Origin of the sequence: Streptomyces sp. NPDC015130, assembly GCF_043080005.1 — a bacterium.
Taxonomy (GTDB): Bacteria; Actinomycetota; Actinomycetes; order Streptomycetales; family Streptomycetaceae; genus Streptomyces.
Map to the genome: position 1 here is coordinate 1 of NZ_JBIBVC010000016.1, position 23,166 is coordinate 23,166.

The 23,166-nt window shown below is 74.7% G+C and carries 24 protein-coding genes; 11 read left to right on the forward strand and 13 right to left on the reverse strand.

The genetic code is table 11. The features are described 5' to 3' along the window. The first annotated feature begins 476 nt into the window (after positions 1 to 476). Both ACF08F_RS28205 and ACF08F_RS28210 read left to right on the forward strand, forming a co-directional pair. Positions 477 to 1,703 carry an ROK family protein gene (locus ACF08F_RS28205; protein WP_392301332.1) on the forward strand — a complete coding sequence of 409 codons (1,227 nt, stop codon included), beginning with the start codon at positions 477 to 479 and terminating at the stop codon, positions 1,701 to 1,703. Positions 1,704 to 1,819: 116 nt separating this feature from the next. Beyond that, complete coding sequence (locus ACF08F_RS28210; protein ID WP_392301333.1) at positions 1,820 to 2,590, forward strand: SAM-dependent methyltransferase; 771 nt, start codon at positions 1,820 to 1,822, stop codon at positions 2,588 to 2,590. Between the two features lie 7 nt (positions 2,591 to 2,597). Here the strand turns inward: ACF08F_RS28210 and ACF08F_RS28215 are convergent, their stop codons facing one another. Then, the gene (locus ACF08F_RS28215) at positions 2,598 to 3,185 is read right to left on the reverse strand and encodes a DUF4865 family protein (protein WP_392301334.1); all 588 of its coding nucleotides are present in this window, start codon (positions 3,183 to 3,185) and stop codon (positions 2,598 to 2,600) included. A gap of 23 nt (positions 3,186 to 3,208) precedes the next feature. Further along, the gene (locus tag ACF08F_RS28220; RefSeq protein ID WP_392301335.1) at positions 3,209 to 3,793 is read right to left on the reverse strand and encodes a TetR/AcrR family transcriptional regulator; all 585 of its coding nucleotides are present in this window, start codon (positions 3,791 to 3,793) and stop codon (positions 3,209 to 3,211) included. 157 nt (positions 3,794 to 3,950) lie between these two features. Here ACF08F_RS28220 and ACF08F_RS28225 point away from each other — a divergent pair, with 157 nt between their 5' ends. Beyond that, positions 3,951 to 4,238, forward strand: a complete 288-nt coding sequence (locus tag ACF08F_RS28225) for an SHOCT domain-containing protein (RefSeq protein WP_392301336.1) — start codon at positions 3,951 to 3,953, stop codon at positions 4,236 to 4,238. Positions 4,239 to 4,559: 321 nt separating this feature from the next. On the opposite strand, the gene ACF08F_RS28230 is transcribed toward ACF08F_RS28225, so the two are convergent. Next, on the reverse strand, positions 4,560 to 5,108 hold the full coding sequence (locus tag ACF08F_RS28230) for an ATP-binding protein (protein ID WP_392301337.1): 549 nt from the start codon (positions 5,106 to 5,108) through the stop codon (positions 4,560 to 4,562). Positions 5,109 to 5,308: 200 nt separating this feature from the next. Further along, positions 5,309 to 5,629, reverse strand: coding sequence for a hypothetical protein (locus tag ACF08F_RS28235; RefSeq protein WP_392301338.1), 321 nt, complete (start codon positions 5,627 to 5,629; stop codon positions 5,309 to 5,311). A gap of 172 nt (positions 5,630 to 5,801) precedes the next feature. Between ACF08F_RS28235 and ACF08F_RS28240 the strand changes: the two genes are divergently transcribed. After that, positions 5,802 to 6,932: a PLP-dependent cysteine synthase family protein gene (locus tag ACF08F_RS28240; protein WP_392301339.1), complete on the forward strand. Its 1,131-nt coding sequence runs from the start codon at positions 5,802 to 5,804 to the stop codon at positions 6,930 to 6,932. Here the strand turns inward: ACF08F_RS28240 and ACF08F_RS28245 are convergent. Beyond that, on the reverse strand, positions 6,892 to 7,392 hold the full coding sequence (locus tag ACF08F_RS28245) for an SRPBCC family protein (protein ID WP_392301340.1): 501 nt from the start codon (positions 7,390 to 7,392) through the stop codon (positions 6,892 to 6,894). The two genes, ACF08F_RS28240 and ACF08F_RS28245, sit on opposite strands and share 41 nt — an antisense overlap. A 129-nt stretch (positions 7,393 to 7,521) precedes the next feature. Between ACF08F_RS28245 and bla the strand changes: the two genes are divergently transcribed. Further along, positions 7,522 to 8,460, forward strand: a complete 939-nt coding sequence (gene bla / locus ACF08F_RS28250; RefSeq protein WP_392301341.1) for a class A beta-lactamase — start codon at positions 7,522 to 7,524, stop codon at positions 8,458 to 8,460. A gap of 14 nt (positions 8,461 to 8,474) precedes the next feature. On the opposite strand, the gene ACF08F_RS28255 is transcribed toward bla, so the two are convergent. Continuing rightward, positions 8,475 to 8,912: an SRPBCC family protein gene (locus tag ACF08F_RS28255; RefSeq protein WP_392301342.1), complete on the reverse strand. Its 438-nt coding sequence runs from the start codon at positions 8,910 to 8,912 to the stop codon at positions 8,475 to 8,477. Continuing rightward, positions 8,909 to 9,736 carry a DeoR/GlpR family DNA-binding transcription regulator gene (locus tag ACF08F_RS28260; protein WP_392301343.1) on the reverse strand — a complete coding sequence of 276 codons (828 nt, stop codon included), beginning with the start codon at positions 9,734 to 9,736 and terminating at the stop codon, positions 8,909 to 8,911. The genes ACF08F_RS28255 and ACF08F_RS28260 overlap by 4 nt, the downstream gene beginning before the upstream one ends. Positions 9,737 to 9,870: 134 nt before the next feature. On the opposite strand from ACF08F_RS28260, the gene ACF08F_RS28265 reads away from it, so the two are divergent. Beyond that, a complete protein-coding gene (locus tag ACF08F_RS28265; protein WP_392301344.1) occupies positions 9,871 to 12,372 on the forward strand; it encodes a hypothetical protein in 2,502 nt (833 codons plus the stop codon). Here ACF08F_RS28265 and ACF08F_RS28270 read toward each other — a convergent pair. The 5 genes from ACF08F_RS28270 to ACF08F_RS28290 form a co-directional block, all read right to left on the reverse strand. Continuing rightward, entirely contained in the window at positions 12,342 to 14,753 is a 2,412-nt protein-coding gene (locus ACF08F_RS28270) for a right-handed parallel beta-helix repeat-containing protein (protein ID WP_392301345.1), read from the reverse strand. The genes ACF08F_RS28265 and ACF08F_RS28270 overlap by 31 nt on opposite strands. Before the next feature lie 126 nt (positions 14,754 to 14,879). Further along, on the reverse strand, positions 14,880 to 15,488 hold the full coding sequence (locus ACF08F_RS28275; RefSeq protein ID WP_392301346.1) for a hypothetical protein: 609 nt from the start codon (positions 15,486 to 15,488) through the stop codon (positions 14,880 to 14,882). Positions 15,489 to 15,590: 102 nt separating this feature from the next. Then, positions 15,591 to 16,415, reverse strand: coding sequence for an MOSC domain-containing protein (locus tag ACF08F_RS28280; protein WP_392301347.1), 825 nt, complete (start codon positions 16,413 to 16,415; stop codon positions 15,591 to 15,593). A gap of 53 nt (positions 16,416 to 16,468) precedes the next feature. After that, complete coding sequence (locus tag ACF08F_RS28285) at positions 16,469 to 16,975, reverse strand: DUF6643 family protein (protein ID WP_392301348.1); 507 nt, start codon at positions 16,973 to 16,975, stop codon at positions 16,469 to 16,471. Between the two features lie 183 nt (positions 16,976 to 17,158). Then, positions 17,159 to 17,464: a hypothetical protein gene (locus ACF08F_RS28290; RefSeq protein WP_392301349.1), complete on the reverse strand. Its 306-nt coding sequence runs from the start codon at positions 17,462 to 17,464 to the stop codon at positions 17,159 to 17,161. A 215-nt stretch (positions 17,465 to 17,679) separates the two neighbouring features. On the opposite strand from ACF08F_RS28290, the gene ACF08F_RS28295 reads away from it, so the two are divergent. Continuing rightward, positions 17,680 to 18,042 carry an STAS domain-containing protein gene (locus tag ACF08F_RS28295; RefSeq protein WP_392301350.1) on the forward strand — a complete coding sequence of 121 codons (363 nt, stop codon included), beginning with the start codon at positions 17,680 to 17,682 and terminating at the stop codon, positions 18,040 to 18,042. 33 nt (positions 18,043 to 18,075) lie between these two features. On the opposite strand, the gene ACF08F_RS28300 is transcribed toward ACF08F_RS28295, so the two are convergent. Further along, the gene (locus ACF08F_RS28300) at positions 18,076 to 19,410 is read right to left on the reverse strand and encodes a glycosyltransferase (RefSeq protein ID WP_392301351.1); all 1,335 of its coding nucleotides are present in this window, start codon (positions 19,408 to 19,410) and stop codon (positions 18,076 to 18,078) included. Positions 19,411 to 19,468: 58 nt separating this feature from the next. Between ACF08F_RS28300 and ACF08F_RS28305 the strand changes: the two genes are divergently transcribed. The 4 genes from ACF08F_RS28305 (at position 19,469) to ACF08F_RS28320 (ending at position 23,158) form a co-directional block, all read left to right on the forward strand. Beyond that, positions 19,469 to 20,263: a glutamate racemase gene (locus ACF08F_RS28305; RefSeq protein ID WP_392301352.1), complete on the forward strand. Its 795-nt coding sequence runs from the start codon at positions 19,469 to 19,471 to the stop codon at positions 20,261 to 20,263. 62 nt (positions 20,264 to 20,325) lie between these two features. After that, positions 20,326 to 20,892, forward strand: a complete 567-nt coding sequence (locus ACF08F_RS28310) for a hypothetical protein (protein ID WP_392301353.1) — start codon at positions 20,326 to 20,328, stop codon at positions 20,890 to 20,892. An 88-nt stretch (positions 20,893 to 20,980) separates the two neighbouring features. Beyond that, the gene (gene lnt, locus ACF08F_RS28315) at positions 20,981 to 22,630 is read left to right on the forward strand and encodes an apolipoprotein N-acyltransferase (protein ID WP_392301354.1); all 1,650 of its coding nucleotides are present in this window, start codon (positions 20,981 to 20,983) and stop codon (positions 22,628 to 22,630) included. Positions 22,631 to 22,675: 45 nt separating this feature from the next. Beyond that, complete coding sequence (locus ACF08F_RS28320) at positions 22,676 to 23,158, forward strand: NUDIX domain-containing protein (protein WP_392301355.1); 483 nt, start codon at positions 22,676 to 22,678, stop codon at positions 23,156 to 23,158. Positions 23,159 to 23,166: the final 8 nt, after the last annotated feature.

Sequence of the window (23,166 nt, forward strand, 5' to 3'; positions counted from 1 at the left end):
CTAGCTCCCCCGGCTGTTGTGGGCACAGGGGGGGGTATTTGGCCCGGGGGGCCGCGGCCCGGGGGGCCCCCCCCCCCCCCCCCCCCCCGGGGGGGGGGGGGGCCCCCCCCCCCCCCCGCCCCGCCCCGCTCCGGACACGGATCGCACACGATCCCCGATCCCCGGAGCGTCCCCCGGCGGCCGGACGGGCGGGGTACCCGGGGCACCCCGCCCGTTCCAGCCGCCGGAAGCCGCCCCGCCCGCCGGCCACATGCCCCGCCTGCCTGCTGTACGTCGCCCCGCCCGCCGGCCACATGCCCCGCCTGCCTGCTGTACGCCGCCCCGCCCGCCGGCCACATGCCCGGCCCGCCCGCCGGACGGCCGCCTCACCCGCCGGCCACAGGTACCGCCCCCCACCCCCTCCGGATCCACCCCCACGCCCCGGGCGGGACGCCCAGGGGGACAGCCCACCCTCCGATCATGGGAGACTCGCCCCCATGAACGGCAAGGCGACGACGACCCGGACACGGCTCGACAGGGGGCGCAGCGCGCTCGGCCCCGCACTGGAGCTCGTGCACACCGGAAGGGCACCGACCCGGGCCGTCCTCACCGCCGAGCTCGGTGTCACCCGGGCCACCGCCGGCGCGGTCGCCGCCGAGCTGGAGGCCCTCGGCCTCATCCGCGTCGACTCCAACCCCGGTGCCGCCGCCGGTTCCCAGGGGCGCCCCTCCCACCGGCTCGCCGTCGACGAGAAGGGCCCCGTCGCCCTCGCCGCCCAGGTGCACGCGGACGGCTTCCGGGCCGCGCTCGTCGGCCTCGGCGGCACCATCGTCGCCACCGCCCCCGGCTGCGTCACCGTCTCCGCCGACCCGGCCCAGGTCCTCGGCGCCGTCGTCGACGCGGGAGCCGCGCTGCTCCGGGAGAGCGGCCGCCGCTGCGTCGGCGCCGGACTGGCCGCGCCCTCCGCCGTGGCCGAGCCCGAGGGCACCGCGCTGAACCCGCTCCACCTCGCCTGGCCCGCCGGCGCCCCGGTCCGGGAGATCTTCGCCGAGCGCGTACGGGCCGCCGGCATCGAGGGCCCCGCCTTCACCGGCAACGACGTCAACCTCGCCGCCCTCGCCGAGCACCGGCACGGCGCCGGGCGCGGCGCCCGCGACCTCCTCTGCGTGGCCACCGGCCACCGCGGTGTCGGCGGTGCGCTCGTCCTCGACGGGCGCCTGCACACCGGCAGTGCGGGCCTCGCCCTGGAGGTCGGCCACCTGACGGTCAATCCGGAGGGGCGCCCCTGTCACTGCGGCAGCCGCGGCTGCCTCGACGTCGAGACCGACCCGCTCGCCTTCCTCACGGTCGCGGGCCGGGACCCCGGGCCCGAGGTCTCCCTGCTCCAGCAGGCCCGCGACCTGCTGAGGACCAGCCGGGACGACCCGGGCGTCCGCGTGGCCGTCGGGGAGCTGATCGACCGTCTCGGCCTCGGCCTCGCCGGGCTGGTGAACATCCTCAACCCGGACCGGATCATCCTCGGCGGCCTCCACCGCGAGCTCCTCGACGCCGATCCCGAGCGCCTCCGCGCGGTCGTCGCCGACCGCAGCCTGTGGGGCCGCAGCGGCGGCGTCCCGATCCTGCCGTGCACCCTGGACCACAACAGCCTGGTGGGCGCCGCCGAGCTGGCCTGGCAGCCGGTGCTCGACGACCCGCTGGCGGCGCTCGGCCGGGAGTCCGTCTGAGCGAACCGGCCTCCGGGCGGCGCCCTCCCGGCGCGTCCCGGTCCGGCGGCCGAAAACCGGTCGCGCGGCGGAAAACCGGTGGGCGGCCGACCTCGTACCGCGTAGCGTTCGGCATCATGATCACTTCCGACTCCGGTCTCCCCCCGCGCCTCGGCAGCCTCACCTTCCACGGGCCCCTCTCCGAGGCCCGTGCCACCCGCATGATCGAGCGGCTCGCCGCCGAGGCTCCCGCGGACGTCCTCGACATCGGCTGCGGCTGGGGCGAGCTGCTCCTGCGCGTGCTGGAGAGCGCCCCGGGTGCCAAGGGGATCGGCGTCGACATCAACGCCGAGGACCTGGCCCGCGGCCGGGCGCTCGCCGAGGAGCGCGGTCTCGCCGACCGCGCGCTCTTCGTCGAGGAGTCGGCCCGCGGCACCGACCGTGGACCCGTCGACGCGATCCTCTGCCTCGGTTCGAGCCAGGCGCTCTGCGACCCCGAGCTGCCGCACGACCCCGCCGCCGCCCTCCGCGAACTGCGCCGGCTGGTCCGGCCCGGCGGCCGGGTCGTGCTGGGCGAGGGCTTCTGGGAGCGCACGCCGACGGACGAGGAGCTGGCCGCGATGTGGCCCGGCGCGAGCGCCGGCGACCACTTCTCCCTCGGCGCCCTGGTGGACCTCGCGATCGATGCGGGCTTCCGGCCCGCGTGGATCGAGACCGCGAGCGCCGACGAGTGGGAGGACTTCGAGTCCGGCTACCGGTACGACACCGAGGTCTGGCTCGCGGCCAACCCCGGCCACCCGCTCGCCGCGGAGACCCGCGAGCGCGCCGACCGCCAGCGCTCGACCTGGCTGAACGGCTACCGCGGGGTCCTCGGCATCGCGTACCTCACGCTCGTCGCCGTGGCCTGAGGCCGCGTCACCACAGGCGCCGTCCGGCCCCCAGCACTCCACGGCCCGGGGCCGAGAGGTGCAGGACCCGGAAGCGCTCGCCCTCGTCGGCGGGCGCTTCCGCGCCGGCCCACAGGGTGAAGGCGAGCAGCTCCCAGTGGCGCGGATCCACGGCCAGGGCCGAGGCGACCACCCCGTCCCGGCGCGCCTCCCGCGCGTGCCGGGCCACCGCCTCCGCCACGGCCTCGCCCGGCGGCACCGTCTCGCCGAGCGGCGTCCTGCGGCGCGTCGCTGCGAGCGGAGCCGACGCGGCCGCCGGCCCCTCCTCGTACGCGAGGCCCGTCCAGTGCTGCACCACCGGCCGACCGAAGTCCTGCACGATGCCCTGGAACCCGGGTCCCCAGAGGAAGCTGTTCATGCCCTCGGGGGTGGCCCAGAGATAGAACGGCGCGTACTGGTTGACCGGCGATCCGGCCTCCCGCTCCCGGATCAGATAGGCCTTCAGCCCGAGCCCGGGGAAGGCGTCGAGGAGATGGCCCCGCGTCGCGACCCGCTCGCGGACGATTCCCATGTCGTAGTCGGCGGGCAGGGTGATCTCGTACTGCATCGCGTGCACGGAACGGCCTTTCGGAGCGGGGGTCAGGGAGCGGACAGCAGCGAGAGCAGGCCGCGTACGGCGCTGTCGAACGGCGCGCGCGAGCCCGTGGCGCGGGCCAGGACGTAGCCGCCCTGGAGGGTCGCGACGACGCTCGCCGCGATCTCCTCGGGATCGAGGCCGCTCCTCAACTCGCCGCTGTCCAGGCCCTCCTGGATCACCTCGGCGATCCGGCCGCGCAGCCGGCCGAGCGCCTCCTCGACGGGCGCGCGCAGTACGGGGTCCGCGATCACCTCCGGGTCCATGGTCAGCCGCCCCACCGGGCAGCCGCGCAGGACCTCGCGCTCGCGCAGCAGGTACGCCTCGATCCGGGCGTACGCCGAGCCCTCGCCGCCCAGCACGGCCTCGGCCGCCGCGCCCGTCTCCTCGGCCGTGCGCCGGATCGCCGCGAGCGCCAGGTCCTGCTTCCCGGCGAAGTGGTGGTACATGCTGCCCTGGCCCGCGCCCGCCGCCTGCTGCACGGCCTTGGGGCTGGTGCCCACGTAACCGCGCTCCCACAGCAGCTCGCGGGTGGCCTCGACGAGCCGCTCGGACGTGGTCTTCGGAGTGCTCATGACCGCACTGTACATACCAGTAGGTACAGAGTGGAAGATCCCCGCACCCGCCCGCCGTACTCCCGCTGTCGTACACGCGAAGCCGCTGCCCGTACGACGCCCCGGACCCCCTCCCGGGGCGAGTCTCGAACCACGGACACACCACCACCGCGCACCGAGGAGCTGAACCCTCATGAACACCCTCGCCCACGCGGGCCCCGGCCCGTGGATCCTTCTCTTCCCCCTCTTCTGGGCCGCCGTCGTCGTCGGGATCGTCACCCTCGCCCGCCGCGCCGGACGGCTCCCGGGACGCGGCGGGCGCCCGTACCGGGACGGCCGCCCCGACGAGCACTCGCCGATCGCCCTGCTCGGCCACCGGTTCGCCGCAGGGGAGATCGACGAGGACGAGTACTGGCGCCGGCTCACCGTCCTGGAGGAGCAGTTCGGCCGCAGCGCGACCGGCAAGGAGCGCCGGGCATGACCACCGCCACCCACGCCCCCGCGGGGTACGCCGAAGCGCCCTGGTCCTCGACGCCGTCAAGGTCCACGGGCGCGGCGACACCGAGGTCAGGGATCTCGACTTGGAGCGGTGCCGGCCGGGGCCGTGCCCTGACCGTGACCGACCCGGCCGCGCTCGCCCGCACCCCCGGCCTCGGGGAGGTACGGGGCTCGCTCGCCGCACTCGGTACGGCGGCCTCGTCGCCGCCGTGGCGGCCCGGCGTCCGGCGCGCCGCGCCGCGCGGCCTGCCTGGAGATCCTCCGGGCCATCGCCCAGGAGTGACCGGGGCACGCCCCGGCGGAGTCAGCCCGGGTGGCCGGCGAGGACCGGGAACGGGTCGTACTCCGAGTACGCGCGCTCGGTCGGCGGGACGTGCACGAGGCGGACGCACTCCTCGACCGGCGGGGCGGACGGCGGCGCCGAGAGGGTGAACCAGACGACCTTGCCGTCGGCGCCGCACGGACGGACGCCCCAACTCTCGCTGACGGCGCCGACGATGGCGAGGCCCCGGCCGGAGGTGGCGAGCCCTTCGAACTCGTCGGCCCCGTCGCCGTACGCGGCCTCGTCCACCTCGTCGAGGGGGCCGGCCTGCGGTATTCGGGGATCGTGGTCCCTGACCGACACGGTCAGCCGGTCGAGCAGCAGCTCGATCTCGACCGTGCACCGCTTGTCCGGCTGCGCGTGCCGGTGGACGTTGGTCAACAGCTCGGTCACCCCGAGCACGGCATGGTCGACCAGGGTGTCGAGATGCCACTGGCGCAGATGTGCGGAGACAATCTTGCGGACCTGACCGATCCGCGACGGCAGGGCATGGAGCTCCACCGCGTAATACCTGCTCGGCTCGCTGATCACGGCTGCGACTCCCCGAAGTAGTCCGGAAGAAGACGAAGATTCGGATCTCACATGCGGTACTGCGGCACTGCGGTACAGAGGTGCACCGACCCACCGGACGAGGACCGTCGCGTGACGTCACCACCGGTGGACCCTCGGTGAGGTGGTTCCAGCGTGAGCCAGCGGTGACCGCCCCGCAACTCGCGGCGAGCCGTGGCAGGTCAGCGCCCCGCGGCCCGCTTCAGCGCCGCGAGGAAGCGCCCCGACTCCGCGGTCCCGTCCCCGCCGCGCCCGTCCTCGTCCCCGTGGTGCAGGGTCAGCCGGTACCGGGTCCCGTTCACCGTCGCCACCGTCTCGTCGGCCTTGGCGAACCACGGCCGCCCGGCCCGCACGGCGGTCACCGGCGCGCTGTCGATCTCGCTGCCGTAGCTCGTGAGCAGCGCGAGCCGGCCGTCCTCGATCCGTACCTCTCCGGCGCGGGTCAGGGAGCGCGGCCAGCGTGCGATCCGTACACCCCTCGCGCTGAACTCGGGTTCCGACATGCCGTCCGCCCCTTTCACCCGGTTGCCGTCACCAGTGTGCCGGGCTGTCCGCGAACGCACCAGTAGCCTCCCCACAAGGGATGCCTATGGAACGTCAAAGGGAACGTTTGCCCAGGTGGGAGGGGTATTGTCGAACTCGCGAAGCAGTGGCAGTGAACGAGGAGCGGTACGGATGAGCACCACCGAGAACAGTGTGAACGCCGCGCCGGCGACCGTGGACGTCGACCGCAGTGACGCGGCCTACCGGGCCTGGCTGAAGGAAGCCGTCCGCAAGGTCCAGGCCGACGCCAACCGCTCCGCCGACACCCATCTGCTGCGCTTCCCGCTCCCCGAGAAGTGGGGCATCGACCTCTACCTCAAGGACGAGTCGACCCACCCCACCGGCAGCCTGAAGCACCGGCTCGCCCGCTCCCTGTTCCTCTACGGGCTCTGCAACGGCTGGATCCGGCCGGGCAAGCCCGTCATCGAGGCCTCCAGCGGTTCGACCGCCGTCTCCGAGGCGTACTTCGCGAAGCTCGTCGGCGTCCCCTTCATCGCCGTCATGCCCCGCACGACCAGCCCCGAGAAGTGCCGGCTCATCGAGTTCCACGGCGGCGAGTGCCACTTCGTCGACGACTCGCGGACCATGTACGAGGAGTCCGCCGCCCTCGCCGCGCGCACCGGCGGCCACTACATGGACCAGTTCACCTACGCCGAGCGGGCCACCGACTGGCGCGGCAACAACAACATCGCCGAGTCGATCTACCAGCAGCTGAGGCTGGAGCGCTACCCGGAGCCCGCCTGGATCGTGGCCACCGCCGGCACCGGCGGCACCTCGGCGACCATCGCGCGCTACGTCCACTACATGCAGCACGACACCAGGATCTGCGTCGCCGACCCGGAGAACTCCTGTTTCTTCGACGGCTGGACCCACAACGACCCGGGCGCGACGGCCGACTGCGGCTCGCGCATCGAGGGCATCGGCCGCCCCCGCATGGAGCCGAGCTTCGTGCCCGGCGCGATCGACCGCATGATGAAGGTCCCCGACGCCGCGAGCATCGCCGCCGTCCGCGCCCTGGAGACCGCCATCGGGCGCAAGGCCGGCGGCTCCACCGGCACCGGCCTGTGGAGCGCCTTCAAGATCGTGGCCGAGATGGTCCGGCAGGAGCGCACCGGCAGCGTCGTCACCCTGATCTGCGACCCCGGCGACCGCTACCTCGACAAGTACTACTCCGATGCCTGGCTGGCCGCCCAGGGTCTGGACATCGCCCCGTACAGCGCCGCTATCGAGCGGTTCCTGGAGACGGGGGTCTGGCCGGAGTGAGCCGCTGGTCCAGGCGGCGCGCCGCGCCCTGGAACGACAGTCCGAGGCCGGGGCGGGCGAGACGGAACCCCAGCCGTATCGCCGCCGGGCCGTCGACGGCCATGGTCCACCGCAGCCGGGTGCCCCGCCCGGCGGGGAAGAGTGTCCATTCCTCCGCCATCGCCGTGATGCCGGGCGCGTTCGTGAGGTCCACCCGGTAGCCGTACCGGGTGTCGGGCTCGGTGGCGAGGATCGTCTCCTCGAAGACGATCCCCCCGCGCAGCCGGACGGTCCGCCCGGCCCCGTCCCCCGTCGGGACGGCGGAGGAGACGGCGGTGAACCAGGCGGGCATGCTGCCCACTTCGACGGCCAGCGACCGGTAGACGGCCGCCGGCGGTGCGGCCAGGTTCGCCGAGTGGACGAGACGGACGGGCGCGGTTGCGGTGAAGTCGAGCTCCACCGGCCTCAGTCGGCGTGCCATGGACCGGACCTCCCAGGACGGACGCGGAAATGAACCCTAGCTGACAGGATGTCAATGGCACAGGGGCCCGACGACCCCCGTCCATGATGGACTCCGCAAGGATCTTGCCACGTCGGAAGGGGAACTCCCTTGTCCATCAAGCCCACCGCGTCCCGCACGCCCACCACTGCGCCACACCGGTCCCGCCGCACCGTGCTCACGCTCGGCGCCGGCACCGCGCTCGCCTCCCTCCTTCCGCTCGCGGGGACGGCACACGCCTCGACAAGCCGTATCACCGGCCGACTCCGAGAACTGGAGCAGGAACACTCCGCGCGATTGGGCGTGTTCGCACACGACGTCCGCACCGGCCGGTCGGTGGCGTACCGCGCCGACGAACGCTTTCCGATGTGCTCGGTCTTCAAGACCCTGGCCGCCGCGGCCGTCCTCCGCGACCTCGACCACGACGGCTCCTTCCTGGCGAAGCGCATCCGGTACACGGCGGCGGACGTCGAACGGTCGGGCTTCTCGCCGAGGACCGGGCTCCCCGAGAACCTCGCCGCCGGGATGACCGTCGCCGGACTCTGCGACGCGACCCTCCGCCACAGCGACAACACCGCTGCGAACCTGCTGCTGCGGGAGCTGGGCGGGCCCACCGCCGTCACCCGGTTCGCCCGGTCGATCGGGGACGGCGTCACCCGGCTGGACCGCTGGGAGCCCGAGCTGAACTCCGGTGAGCCCTGGCGCGACACCGACGTCACCACCCCCCGTGCCATCGGCCGGACCTACGGGCGCCTCGTCCTCGGCGCCGCGCTGACGCTCCGGGACCGCGACCGGCTGACCGGCTGGATGCTCGCCAACACCACCAGCGGCGAACGATTCCGCAAGGGGCTGCCCGCCGACTGGATCCTCGCCGACAAGACCGGCGGCGGGCGGTACGGCGGCAACAACGACGTGGGGGTCGCCTGGCCGCCGGCCGGCGGTCCGGTCCTGCTGGCCGTCCTGACGGCCAAGCCCGAGGAGGACGCGGAGGCGGACAACCCGCTCGTGGCCGGGGCGGCGGCCCTGGTGGCGGCGGAACTCCGCCCGTAGGACGACGACAGGACCTAGAGGCGGAGCAGGCCGTCCAGTGCCCGGCCGAACAGGAACCGTCCCGCGCGGGCCAGGAGGGGGTCGAAGGCGCGCGGGAGGCCGCGTACCGCGAGCTCCTCCGTCCACTCCACCCGGCAGCCGCCGCCCGGGGCAGCCGTCACCGCTACCTCCGCCCAACCCAGCACGACCCGGCCGGACTTGTGGAGCCGGCACACGCCCGGTCGGCCGTCCGACGGGGGCTCCCAGCGCACGACCTCCATCGGGTCGTCGAAGGACAGCCGGCCCAGCCCGGTCCGCGCCGTGAACCGCGTCCCCGGCCCGTTCGGGCCGGGCGTCAGGACCTTCGTCCGGGTCAGCGGCACCTGGCGGCCGTGTGCCGGCCAGTCCGTCAGCCGCTGCCACACCTCGGGCGGCGGCAGCGGGACGGTCCGCTCGACCCGGAAGAGGGTCACGCGGGCTCCTCGCCCGCCACCACGAGACCGGGCAGGTGCTCGGTGACCTCGCCCCGCACGCTCTCGCCCAGACCGCGGTCCGTCACCCAGGTGTCCACCTCGCCCAGGTCGGCGAAGGAACTCAGGCCCACCGTCCCCCACTTGGTGTGGTCGGCGACGACCACCACCCGGCGCGCCGACCGCATCAGGCACCGGTTGGTCTCCGCCTCCGCGAGGTTCGGGGTCGACAGGCCGGCCTCGACCGAGATGCCGTGCACACCGAGGAAGAGCAGGTCGAAGTGGAGCGAGCGGATCGCGCGGTCCGCCACCGCACCGACCAGCGCGTCGGACGGGGTGCGCACCCCGCCCGTCAGGACGACGGTCGGCGCCCCGCGCCGCACCTCGCCCGTGCCGCCGGTCAGTTGCGCCTCGTGGAACACGTCCGCGACCCGCACCGAGTTCGTCACCACCGTCAGGTCCGGTACGTCGAGCAGCTGCCGGGCCAGCGCGTACGTCGTCGTCCCGCCGGACAGGGCGATCGCCGTGCCCGGCGCGACCAGCGCCGCCGCGGTCCGCGCGATCTCGTCCTTGGCGCTGGGTTCGAGCACCGACTTGGCCTCGAAGCCCGGCTCGTGGGTGCTCGCCTCGACCACCGGAACGGCCCCGCCGTGCACCTTCGCCAGCATGCCCTGCCGGGCGAGCGCGTCCAGGTCGCGGCGGATCGTCATGTCCGAGACGTTCAGCCGGCGGGTCAGTTCGTTGACCCGTACACCACCGCGCCGCCGCACCTCGTCGAGGATCAGGGCGCGCCGCTGCTCCGCGAGGAGGTTCTGGTTGTCAGTCACCGCCGGGGCCGGTCCTTCCGCAGGGGACGAGGGGATCAGTGTCGGATTCGGTGAGAGACCGTGCGCGGGCGCACGGACGTCAGCGATCCTGTTTCCGACGTCGCATCCTCCCACTCAGAGAGGAAGTCCCCTAAGTGTCCCCTGCCACACCCGCCCCGGAGACCGGGGGAGCGGCGCTCGAACTCCTCGTCCACGGAGTCGGCGGAGCCACCCCGCAGTCCATGCTCGACGACCCCAGGACGGTACGTGTCACCGGTGACGCGACCGCCGCCGTGTACCGGCGGACCGAGGACCTCGACGCCGAGAAGCACCCGGAGAGGTATGCCGCGGGGCCGGTGCCGGAGGCGTACTGCTGGTCCAACCTCACCTCGGGCGACGGAACCCGCGCCTTATGGCTGCTGCTCCTGCCGTTCATGGTGGCCAACCTGGCCCACTGGATGCGTCCGCCCGCCCAGGGCATGCCGGGGCTCGTCCGGCTGTACGGGGTCCTCGTCCGGCTCGTCGCCCTCACCCTCACCGTGCTCCTCACCGCCGCGGCCTGCGAGGTCGCGCTCGATCTGACGGCATGGCAGTGCGCGGGCGCCGCGGCCTGTTCCGACGCGTACTCCTGGCTCGGCTTCCTCGCCGCCGACCGGGGCGGGTGGTGGTCGACGCCCGGGCGCCGGCTCGCCCTCGCCGCGCTGGTGCCGACGGCGCTCGTCGGGCTCCTCTGGTACCTCTCCAACCGGACCTGGAGCGCGTACGAGGCCCAGCGCCCGCCCACCGGCCACGACGCCCCCGCGCCCGAGACGGCCCCGGCAGGACCCGCCCCGGCCGGACCCGCCCTGGCCGGACCCGCCCCGGCAGGGCTCGCGGACGACCGGACCGCGCCCACCCCGCACGGGCTCATCCCCACCCAGGGAGGGCCCGGGTCCGCCCCGGACGCGGCGGGGGCCACGCCGGCGGCTCCCGCGCCCCACCCCGTCGTGCTCCGCCCCGCGCTCGGGCGCCCCGGCTTCTGGTACGGGCGGCGACTCGTCGCCCGGCTCCGGGGCGCGCACACCGCCGCCGGGTTCCTCACCGTCGCCGCGGCCCTCACCACCGCGACCTCCCGCCACGACACGGGGGCCCGCGCGGCCCTCGGCCTCGCCCTCCAGGCCGTCCTGGCCGGCCTCGGCGCCGTCGTCCTCTGGGTCGTCTGCCGACGGGGCCGCAGCGAGCGCCGCGTCGACCTGCGCGTCGAGCGCGCCCTCGTCTCAGGGCTGCCCGCCGCCGCGCTCGGCGTGCTCGTCCTCACCGCCCTGCACGCCGGCTGGTCCCGCCCCGGCTGGGTCTCCACCGGCACCCTCCCCGGAGACGCCGCCTTCGGCGCCCTCACCCTCGCCCAGGGCGCCCTCGTCGTCGCCCTCGGGGTCGTCGCCCTGCTCCTCCAGCGGCCCCGCCGGGACCCGCGCACCGCGCTGCGCGGCCTCGGCGGCCCCGCCGTCGCCATGCTCGCCTGCGCCCTCGCCGGCGTCATGTCCGGAGGCGTCGCCCAGCGCGTCGCCGACTGGCTCGACGGCCCGGGGGCGGGCCACGGGCCCCGGATCGGCCCGCCCGTCCTGCTCAGCTGGCAGGCTTCCGTGATCCCCGTCCTGCTCCTGATGCTGCTCGCGCCCGCCGCCCTCCTCGCCGTACGGACCGTGCTCGACGCCCGGCGGCTGCGGCCCGCCGTCGAGGCCGACTACGACGCCGAGGACGAACCGGACCCGGTCCGCACCGGACAGATCGCCGCCGGCCGGGCCCGCGCCGGCCTCACCGACTCCGCGCCCGTCCTCGTCGGCGTCGTCTCCGGAGCGACCCTGCTCCTCGGGGCCGCCTCCGTCGCCGGCGCCTGGGCCAGCGGAAACGTCCCCGGCCGGGCCTTCGACGGCGCCCACCCCGCCATCGCCTCCGCCGCCTCCGCCGCCCAGGCCCTCGGCTCCTGGATGATCGGCTTCGGCTTCCTGCTCTTCGTCACCTGGGGCCGCCGCGCCTACAAGGACGCCTCGGCCCGCCGCACCATCGGCATCCTCTGGGACGTCGGCACCTTCTGGCCGCGCGCCGCCCACCCCTTCGCCCCGCCCTGCTACGCCGAACGGGCCGTCCCCGACCTCACCTGGCGCATGAGCTCCTGGACCCGCCGCACCGGCGGCCGGCTCGTCATCTCCGGACACTCCCAGGGCAGCGTCCTCGCCGCGGCCGCCGTCTGGCAGCTGCCGCCCGCCACCCGCGGCCGGGTCGCGCTGCTCACCTACGGCTCACCCCTGGAGCGGCTCTACGGACGCTGGTTCCCCGCCTACTTCGGCCCCGAGGCGCTCCGGGCCCTCCACCGCACGGTCCACTGCTGGAGCAACCTCCACCGCGCCACCGACCCGATCGGCGGCCCCGTCCGCGTACCCGCCGAGGCGGACCGGCCGGCCGTGGACGCGGAGGTGCTCCTCGACCCCGTCGCGTACGGCCGCACGCGCGAACACCCGCTGCCGGAACCGATCCTGGGCCACTCCGACTACCAGGCCGACCCGGAGTTCGCCCGGCGGCGCTCCGCCCTCCTCGACCGGCTGCCGTCCGCCGTCCCCCGCCGGCGCGACCCGGACGGGCCGGGCCTTCAGGGGAGTTCGGGCAGGTCCTCCGGGTAGAGCAGGGTCAGGTCGTCCGTGCTCGGCTCGGCGAGCGCGGCGACCCGGCCCGCGTGCCGCTCCACCATCGACTCGAAGGTCTGCCGCGCCGTCCGGCCGTTGCCGAAGGCCGGGCCCTTCGGCAGCTTCGTGAAGTACGTGAGGAGCGCCTCGTCCGTGCCCGGCACGAGCCGGTACTCGTGCTCGTCGGCCTGCTGGCCCACGATCCGCAGGAGCTCCTCCGGTTCGTAGTCGCCGAAGCTGATGGTCCGTGAGAAGCGGGACGCCACACCGGGGTTGACCGTGAGGAAGCGCTCCATCTCGGCCGTGTACCCGGCGACGATGACGACCACCGCGTCCCGGTGGTCCTCCATCAGCTTCACGAGCGTGTCGATCGCCTCCCGGCCGAAGTCCCGGCCGGAGTCCTCCGGCGACAGGGCGTACGCCTCGTCGACGAACAGCACGCCGCCGCGCGCCCGGTCGAAGGCCTCCTGCGTGCGGATCGCGGTCGAGCCGATGTGCTCGCCCACCAGGTCCACCCGGGAGACCTCCACCAGATGGCCCCGCTCCAGGACGCCGAGGGACGCGAGGATCTCTCCGTAGAGCCGGGCCACGGTCGTCTTGCCGGTGCCGGGGTTGCCGGTGAAGACCAGATGACGGCGGACCGAGGCCGCCTTCAGGCCCGCCTCCTGACGCCGACGCCCCACCTCGATCATGTTGGTCAGCGTCCGCACCTCGTGCTTGACGCTCTCCAGGCCCACCAGGGCGTCCAGTTCACCCAGCACGTCCTGCGAGGACCGGGCCTCCGGGACGGGCGCCGGGGCCACCGGAGGGACGGCGGAGGGCTGGGTACGGGGCACGGGAACCGACCCGAGGAGCCCCGCCGGCTGCGTGGCCGTCAGCACGGTGCCGCCGTCGGGCACGGAGGAGCGGACCGAGCTCTCGTCGCTGGTGCAGTCCTCCGCGACCGCGCCCTCCTCCGGGAACTCGTACCCGCCGCGCGCGCACCGCTCCGTGCGGCACTTGCGCAGGCTCGTCCGGCAGCCGTCCGTGACGTGGAAGCCGTATCCGCCGCTGCCCGTGACCCGGCAGCCGTGGAAGGAGCCGCGGCCCTCGGCCGACACGTAGAAACCCGCCTCGGCGGGCGAGGTGACCGTGCACCGGTCGATCGTCGGGTCGGCGCCCTTGGTGACGATGACCCCGGTCTGCACGGCGTCGATCGTGCACCCCGCGAGGGTGCCGCCGCTGCCGTGGTCCCGGAACCAGGCGCCCGTGGACGCCTCCCGGATCCTGCAGTCGTCGAGCTGCGCCGTCGCCCCGTCGCTCACCGACACCGCCGTGTTCCGCACCTGCGACAGATCGCTGTCGACCACGTCCACGCGCGAGCCCCGGTCGAGGACGAAGAGCGCGTCCGGCACGTCGTGCACCCGGCACGCGTCCAGGACCACGGTGGCGCCGTCACTCACCCACACCGCCGGGTAGTCGCCCGTGCTGTCGTGGATCTCGCACTGGTTGGCGTCCACCCGCGTGCCCGGGTCCCACACCGACAGGCCGTTGCGCCCGAAGCGGCGGACGGTCGAGCGGGTCAGCGTCAGCACCGAGCGGGAGCGCAGGTCGACCGCGTTCTCCGGGACGTCGTGGATGTCGCAGTCCGAGAGCGTGAGGACGGCGTCCGTGTCGAGCGTGATGCCGTCCGCCGACGTCCGGTGCACCGAGGAGTCGGTGAGGTGCGCGGTGGCGCGGGCCGCGATCTGCAGTCCGGCACCCTTGATCTCGTACACCTCGCAGCCGAGGCCCTCCAGGCCGCTGCCCTCGCCGGTGACCGCGATCCCCGCCCCGGACGCGTGGTGCACGCGGCAGCGCTCCAGGCGCGGATGCGCCCCGCCGCGCACCGAGACGCCGGCCTGACCGGCCGAGACCACCTCGCACTCCTCGAAGACCCCGCCCGCGCCGTCGACGACGGCGATGCCGACCCCGGCGGGGTTGTCGATCGTGCAGCGGCGGACCGTCGGGCGGGCGGCGCCCCGCACCTCGATCCCGGCGGCCGAGCGCGTCATGATCCGCAGGTCGAGCAGTTCGGGCGTGCCGTCCTCGACGAGGAGCGCGGGCGCGGCGACGTCCTGCCCCTCGATGTGCAGGTCCTGGACGGTGACGGAGGCGCGGACGGTCAGCGCCACCCCGTCCGGCGGTGCGATCCGCACCGAGCCGACCGAGCCCTCCGGGCCGCGCAGGGTGACGGCCCGTCGTACGACGAGGTTCTCCCGGTAGGTGCCGGGGGCGACGGTCAGGACGTCCCCGTCGCTCGCGGCCTCCAGGGCGGCGGCGAGGGAGGCGTACTCACCCGTGCGGCGCCGCCACCGCGATGTGCCGGTGTGCGTCACCTGGACCGTGCCCTGTGCCATGGGTGTGCCCTGCCCCCGCCTGATGCCTTGCCGCTGAACCGATGCCCCACCGTAGCGCGCGCGGCGGCTCGGGGTTGACGGGTCGTGAGGGCTTCCCCCTACGGGGACCGGGGGAGGGGGTACGGGTCAGCTGCCGGTGTCCGCGCGGCCCCAGTCCGGCCCGGCCGCCGCCCACGCGCGGTCCAGGCGCGCGTACCGCCGCAGGACGAGCCGGCGGACGACGAGACGGCGCACGGTCTCCACCGTCAGACCGGTGAGGAGCGCGGCCATGAGGCCGGCGATGAGTGCGTGCGCGCGGGCCGTGCCCGGCGGCATCGGCGGCGACACCGGGCGCCCCGCCCGGTCGGTCCACAGGGCGAGGGTGTCGCCCGGCGTGGCGTGCCGCCTCGCCGTGGGCAGCGTGCCCGTCCGGGTCGTGCCGTCCGGGGCGGTCCAGCGCGCCAGCACGGCCCGGCGCAGCCGCTGCTCCCCGGCTGTCTCGGTCGTCCGGGGACCGCTCGCCGGTACATCGACGAGCCGCAGGACCCGGGCCGCCGTCGGCAGCCGCTGCTCCTGCTGGGCGCGGACCGCGCGCTGGAGCGAGCCGTGCGCGGACGAGCCCGCGGCCCAGCCGGTCAGGGGCACGAGGAGGCAGAGGAGGCCCGCCGCCGTGAGGGCGACCCAGGCCTCGACCAGGTCCGTGGTCCGGCGCAGGGGATTGCGCCGCCAGCGCCAGACTCCGGTGGCCGCACGCACGTCAGGACCCCCTCGTTGCTCGCCGCTGCTCCGACGAGTCTGCCCCGGGCGGGCGTTCCCCGCCTGTCGGGCGCCCCGGCGGCGCCACCCGGCGGGGGATCCTCAGTCGAGGATCTTCACGGGGTCGCCGACCCGGACCGTGCCGCGGTGCTCGGGGACGAGGTTCTGGCCGAAGATCGCGCGGCCGTCGCGCCTGCGGTGCAGGGCGAGGGAGCGCAGCGGCTCCTTGCCGCGCTCGGCGGTGGACTGGTCCGTCGTGGTGACGACGCAGCGCCCGCAGGGCCGCGCGACGCGGAAGGTGACCTCGCCGACGGCGAGCCGGGTCCAACCGTCCTCCGCCCACGGCCCGGTCCCCTCGATCACGAGGTTCGGGCGGAACCGGTTCATCGGCAGGGGGCCCTCGTGGGCGTGGTCGCCGGCCGCGATCAGGGCGTTGAGGGCGTCGAGCGAGGCGGTGGTGGCGGCGAGGAGCGGATAGCCGTCGGCGAAGCTCACGGTCTCCCCGGGCAGCGCGTACGCGGGGTCGACCGGCCGCCGGTGCTCGGGTGCGTCCATGTGGAAGAGCCGGGCGTCGGTCTCCAGGAAGGCGGAGAGCCAGGCGGCCGCCGCCTCGCCGGCGGGTACCGCCTCCACGTACTTGTCGAAGATCTCCACCGTGGCCGTGACGGTGGGGTCCGGCACCGCGACCTCCAGCGTCGGCAGGCCGGGTGCGGACAGCGCGACGCCGCCGTCCGCCAGGAGCTCCGCCGCGGCCAGCGCCATCCGGGGGTGACGGCGCTGGGTCACGACCTTGCCCTGGGCGTCGACGACGGTCCAGCGGCGGTCCCCGGCGAGCCCCCAGGGCTCCACCTCGGCCTCCGAGGGCGCCAGCGCGCGCATGGCCTTCACCGGATGGACGTGGACGGAGCGGAGTACAGGATTGGACATGCCGTCATCCTGCCAGCCGCCCCGGCCCTCGTCGGCCGGTATTTCCGCCCCTGTCAGTAACCCCCGCCCTGGTAGGGGCGGTTGTACGGGTCGCTGTACATCGGCGCCGCGGGGGCCGGGGCCGGTACGGGCCGCGGGGCCGCGGGACGCATCGCCTCGTATCCGGCGGCGGCCGGGCGGGGCTGCTGCGGGTACCCGCCCTGGTATCCGGCGGCGGCCGGGCGGGGCTGCTGCGGGATGTACGGGGTGGGGGCGTGCTGGAGGGGTGCGGGGGCCATCTGCGGGGAGGGCTGCGGATAGCCGTACCCGCCACCGCCGCCGTAGGAGGGGGAGGGCTGCGGGCTGGGCGCCGCCGGGAGGGCGGGCAGGGCCGCGGGGAGCGCCGGCAGATAGGAGTTGCTCACGGGGAAGCTGCTGCCGGTGTCATAGGCGGCGGGCACTCGGATCGGGGCGATCTGAGGCGTGCCCCGCTCCGCGACCAGGGAGTCGTAGATCGGGGTGTCCGGGAAGGACGGCGCGGTGTGGAAACCGCCTCCATAGGTGGAGCGGGGGGAGGTCATGGCACATAAGTTAAGCCCACGATGTGCTGGTTGGGGAGACCCCATCTTGCGGTTATCCGTTTTACGCTGGTTTTGTCGGGCTGACCTGCCAAAACGTTGTTAAAGGCTGCGTTAACTCCGGGGATTTTCCGCGGGGCACGGCATGCTGATCTTGAGGGATTGAAACTCAGCATTATGAAGCTATTACCGACCGTAACGGGAGTTCGTCGGTGCTCGGTCAAAACCGATTGCCCCCGCGGGGGCCGGCGGCCTCGTGGTGAGCGCCAGGACGATCCCCAGACCTTCGCAGAGCCTCCGCAAGCGGGTCAGAACACTGAGCGAGGCCACCGTCGGACGGCAGGGCGGCATGTACAGGCGCACGAACCGCGGTTGGTAGGTGAGGACCAGCGTCTGCAGGTGCAGGGCGGCCATGGCGCGGCCGGTCACGTCCAGGTCGGCCGGCAGGCTCACGAGCAGGGTGTGGCCGTCGGTCCTGTGGTCCAAGGTCACGACGGGCTGCTTTCCGCCGGACCGCGCGCACCGGCACACCTCCGCCGACGGGGAGAGGGGTACGGGTGCGGGACCGGTCCGGCCGTCTCGGCTCCTGTCCCCGGCCTCTGCCCCGCGTCGGCGCCGCCATGCGCTCCTCCGGTCCGGTCGCTCCGGCGCGCACGTGTCGGGCCGTGCGGAGCGGGCAGCAGCACGGCGTGAGGTGAACAGTCGTGATGGCCAACCTGGAACACGAAGCGACCCGACTCCTGCCGGGCGGACCCCCGAAGTCCTGCGTGGTCCGTGTGTCCGGCGAACTGGACATGCACCACACGGAACGACTGCGGTCGACGCTGCGGCGGGCGATCACCGAAGCGCCCTCCGGGGCCGAGGTGACCGTCGACCTCACCTACTCGTCCTTCTGCGACTCCTCGGGCCTCAACGTGCTCCTGGCCGCCCGGCAGTGGGCGGCCGACACGGGACGCACGCTTCGGCTGGGGGCGCCCTCCCACCAGATGCTGCGCCTCATGGAGATCACCGACACGATCGGGCTGTTCCCGATGGGCCCCGTCCTCCAGGACGCCGCGCCGGAACTCTGACGGCCCGAGCCCAGCGGTGGTGACGGTGTGGGTCTACTCCCTGTACTCCCCGTACTCCCCGCGACCGAACTCGGCTCCGCCGACGTACGTACGCCCCTTCCACGCCGACCCGCGGCCCCGGTAGTGCCGCACGGCCGAGTCCACCGTCATCAGGAGATAGAGGAGAGCGGTGAAGGGGAGCAGCGGCGCGAGCCAGGCCGGCTGACGGTAGTAGCGGAGCATCGGCAGGTACGTCCCCGCCATCACCGCCCACGCGGCGCCCCCCGCCCAGGCGGCCGCCGCGTCCCCCGTCACCGCGCCCGCCGCCAGCGTCACCGGCGGCACGAGATAGACCAGGACGAGACCCGCCACCGTCCCCGCGAGCACGAGCGGGCTGTACCGCAGCTGCGCGTACGCGCTCCGCGACACCATCCGCCACAGCTCGCCGAGGCCCGGGTAGGGGCGGACGCTGTCGACCCGCTCCGCGAGCCCCAGCCAGATCCGGCCGCCCGACCGCCGGACCGCCCGCGCCAGCGACACGTCGTCGATCACCGCCCGCCGGATCACCTCCGGCACCCCCGCCGCCACCGCCGTCTCCGTCCGCAGCAGCACACAGCCGCCCGCCGCCGCCGTCGCGCGGGGCCGCGCCCGGTTGATCCAGCGGAAGGGGTAGAGCTGTGCGAAGAAGTAGACGAACGCGGGCACCACGAGCCGCTCCCACCGGCTCGCGACCCGCAGCCGGGCCATCTGCGAGACCAGGTCCAGGCCGTTGGCCCGCGCCGCCGTGACGAGCAGCCGCAGACTGTCCGGCTCATGGGCGATGTCCGCGTCCGTCAGGAGCAGGAACTCCGGCTCACGCGCGCGTGCCAGGGCGATGCCGTGCCGCAGCGCCCACAGCTTCCCCGTCCAGCCGGGCTCCGGCTCGCCCGGCGACACCACGGTCAGCGGCAACCCGCCGCGCGGCAAGGGGGCCACGCCAGACGGCCCGGCCGTCCCTCCGCCGGCCGTGACGGCCCCGCCGTGCGGCCCGGCGTCCCCGTCGGTCGTGGCCGACCCGGCGGGCCGCACGCCGGCCGCTCCGTACCGCTGCGCGAGCTCGGTCGCGAGGGGGCCCGTGCCGTCCGTGCTGCCGTCGTCGACCAGGATCACCTCGGCCTCGCCGGGATAGTCCTGCGTCAGCAGCGACGGCAGACTCAGGGGCAGCACCTCGGCCTCGTCCCGTGCCGGGACGACGACCACCACCCGCGGCCACCCGCCCCCGGCGGGCACGCCACCGTCCCCGCCGACCCGTGGCAGACGCTGGTCCGTGCGCCAGAAGAAGCCCTGACCGAGCAGCAGCCAGAGCCAGACGGCCAGGGAGGCGGTCGCGAACCAGGCAAGGGGGCTCATTCCTCGCAGTCTGCCCCAGATCGGCGGGTGTGCGAGGGCCATCGGCTAGGGTGACCGGGTGAAGATCGCGCTCATGGATTCCGGAATCGGCCTGCTCCCGGCGGCTGCCGCGGTGCGCCGGCTGCGGCCGGACGCCGATCTGCTCCTCTCCAACGACCCCGAGGGCATGCCGTGGGGTCCCCGTACCCCCGAGGACCTCACCGAGCGCGCCCTCGCGGTCGCCCGCGCCGCCGCCGAGCACGGGCCGGAAGCGCTCATCGTGGCCTGCAACACCGCCACCGTGCACGCCCTGCCCGCCCTGCGCGCCGCGCTCGAACCGGGCATCCCCGTCATCGGCACCGTCCCCGCGATCAAGCCCGCCGCCACCGGCGGCGGCAAGGTCGCCATCTGGGCCACCCCGGCCACCACCGGCAGCGCCTACCAGCGCGGGCTCATCCGCGACTTCGCGGAGGGCGCCGAGGTCACCGAGGTGCCCTGCCCGGGGCTCGCCGACGCCGTGGAGCACGCCGACCGGGACGCCGTGGACGCGGCCGTCGCCGCCGCCGCCGTCCTCACCCCGACGGACGTCCGTGCCGTCGTCCTCGGCTGCACCCACTACGAGCTGGTCGAGGAACGCATCCTCGCCGCCCTGGAGGCGCGCCGCCGGGACGGGCTGCCGCCGATCGTCTTCCACGGCTCCGCCGACGCCGTCGCCGCCCAGGCGCTGCGCCGGATCGGCGCCGAACCCGCGCCCGACGCGGACCCCACCGGCAGCCTCTCCGTGCTGCTCAGCGGCCGGCCCGGACAGCTCCCCGCCACCGCCCTCGGCTACGCCGAAGGCCGCCTCCTCGCAGCCGCCGCGCCCGCTCACTGACCGTGAGGCGGTGACCGCGCTCCGACGGGCTGAGCCTGCCGATCCTGGGTACTCTTCCTGGCATGAGGGAGTTCCCCCGGGACCAGCACGCCGACAAGCGGACACCCGCCGTCTGGACCGGCCGCGCCACCAACCGCGTCCAGTGGATCGCGGCCCTGGCCGGCGCCGCCTGCATGGCCCTCGGCATCACGATCGCCGTCGAGTCGGCGTGGACCTCCGGGATCGCGGCCCTCCTCATGGCCGTCATCGGCTGCGTCGCGGCCGGACTCCTCGTCCTCTTCGGCACCCTCGCCTTCGTCCATGTGGCCGTGAAGGTCGACGACCGCGCCATGGAGGTCCGCTGCGGCCACATCGGGGTGCCGCGCCGCCGCATCCCCCTCTCCCACATCGTCGGCGCCGACTTCGTCGCCAGCGTCACTCCGCGCCACTGGGGCGGCTGGGGCTACCGCTGGCGCCCCGAGATGGGCACGGCCGTGATCGTCCGGCGGGGCGAGGGCCTCGTCCTGCGCCTCGGCGACGGCCGGACGTTCACGGTCACCGTCGACGACGCCGAGTCCGCGGTCCGGGTCATCCGCGACCGCCTCCGCCACCCGGCCCCGCCCGGCCCGCCCGCCACGACGGGCGTCTGAGCCCCGCCTGACAGCGGGCGGAGAAGGCCCGGTCACCCGGCTCGTACCGCCCTCGGTGCCGACAGGTACGCCCCGTAGACTCCGCAAGGTGAGCGCCACCATCACCCCCGCACCCGCCCCCGCGTCCGGGGCCGACGGCCCGCCCGCGAAGGGCTCCCCGCTGCGCCGGTTCGTGCGGCCCGCCACCGCCCTCCTGTCCGGGTTCCTGCTCTTCCTGAGCTTCCCGCCGCGCCCCCTGTGGTGGCTCGCCCTGCCCGCCTTCGCGCTGCTCGGCTGGACCCTCTGGGGCCGTCGCCTCCGCGCCGGCTTCGGCCTCGGCTACCTGGCGGGTCTCGGCTTCATGCTGCCGCTGCTCGTCTGGACCGGCGAGGAGGTCGGCCCGGGCCCCTGGCTCGCCCTCGCCGCGATCGAGGCGCTCTTCGTGGCCGCCGCCGGACTCGGCGTCGCGGCCGTCTCCCGGCTTCCGTGGTGGCCCTTCTTCGCGGCCGGCGTGTGGATCCTCGCGGAGGCGGCACGCGCGCGCGTGCCCTTCGGCGGCTTCCCCTGGGGGAAGATCGCCTTCGGCCAGGCGGACGGCGTCTTCCTGCCGCTCGCAGCCGTCGGCGGCACCCCGGTGCTCGGCTTCGCGGTCGCCCTGTGCGGCTTCGGTCTGTACGAGGCGTACCGGCGCGTCCGCGCGTACCGCGCCACCGGCACCGTCCCGCGCGGCCCGCTCGCCGCCGCCGCGCTCGCCGTGCTCCTGCCGGTCACCGGCGCGGCCGCTGCGCTTCCGCTCGTCGACGACTCGGCCGAGGACGGCACCGCGACCGTCGCCGCCGTCCAGGGCAACGTGCCCCGCCTCGGCCTCGACTTCAACTCCCAGCGCCGGGCCGTCCTCGACAACCACGCCGCCCGCACCCGCGAGCTCGCCGAGGCCGTCAAGGAGGGCCGCGAGCCGCAGCCCGACTTCGTCCTGTGGCCGGAGAACTCCTCGGACATCGACCCGTACGCGAACCCGGACGCGGCCGAGGTCATCGACGACGCCGTCCGGGCCGTCGGGGCGCCCACCGTCATCGGCGCCGTCCTCGCCCCGCCGACCGGCAAGCTCCGCAACACGCTCATCGAATGGGACCCGGAGCGCGGCCCCGTGGCCACGTACGACAAGCGGCACGTCCAGCCCTTCGGCGAGTACATCCCGATGCGGTCCTTCGTCCGGCTCTTCAACAGCAACGTCGACCGGGTCAGCCGCGACTTCGGCGCCGGCACGAAGGTCGGCGTCTTCGACCTCGCCGGCACCAAGGTCGGCCTCGCCACCTGCTACGAGGCGGCCTTCGACTGGGCCGTGCGGGACACCGTGACCCACGGCGCGCAGCTCATCACCGTCCCCAGCAACAACGCCACCTTCGGCCGCAGCGAGATGACCTACCAGCAGCTCGCCATGTCCCGGGTGCGGGCCGTCGAGCACAGCCGGTCGGTCGTCGTGCCCGTCACCAGCGGCGTCAGCGCGGTGATCCGGCCCGACGGGGAGATCGTCGCGCAGACGAAGATGTTCACCCCCGACGTCCTGGTCGAGAAGGTGCCGCTGCGCTCCTCGCTCACCCCGGCGACCCGCATGGGCACCCTGCCCGAGGCGGCGCTCGTCACGCTCGCCGCCGCCGGCCTCCTCTGGTCGGCGCTCGGCTCCGCGCGGGCCCGGCGCGAGCGGGCCGCGGCCGCGGGGACCGAGGGCGCCGCGGGCGAGGGGCCCGGAACCGCCTGATCCGAGGCTCCGGCCCCGGATGGCGGATGATCTAGGGTCGGAGTCATGGCTACCCCTGACTTCATCCGTGCGCTGCGCGAGACCGCCGGACACCAGCTCCTTTTCCTGCCGGGGGTGAGCGCCGTCGTCTTCGACGACCGGGGCCGGGTCCTCCTCGGCCGGCGCGCGGACAACGGCATATGGGCGGTCATCGGCGGCATCGTCGAGCCCGGCGAGCAGCCCGCCGACTGCGCGGTCCGCGAGGTGTACGAGGAGACAGCGGTGCGCTGCGTGCCCGAGCGGATCCTGCTCGTGGAGACCCTGCGCAAGCCCGTCGTCTACCCCAACGGCGACACCTGCCAGTACATGGACGTCGCCTTCCGCTGCCGGGCGGTCGGCGGGGAGGCCCGGGTCAACGACGACGAGTCGACCGAGGTCGGCTGGTTCGAGGTGGACGCCCTGCCGGAGATGAAGCGCTTCTCGTACCTCCGGATCGAGAAGGCGCTCGCCGACGACCCCACATGGTTCCGCACCACAGAGACCAGCTGAACTGTGGG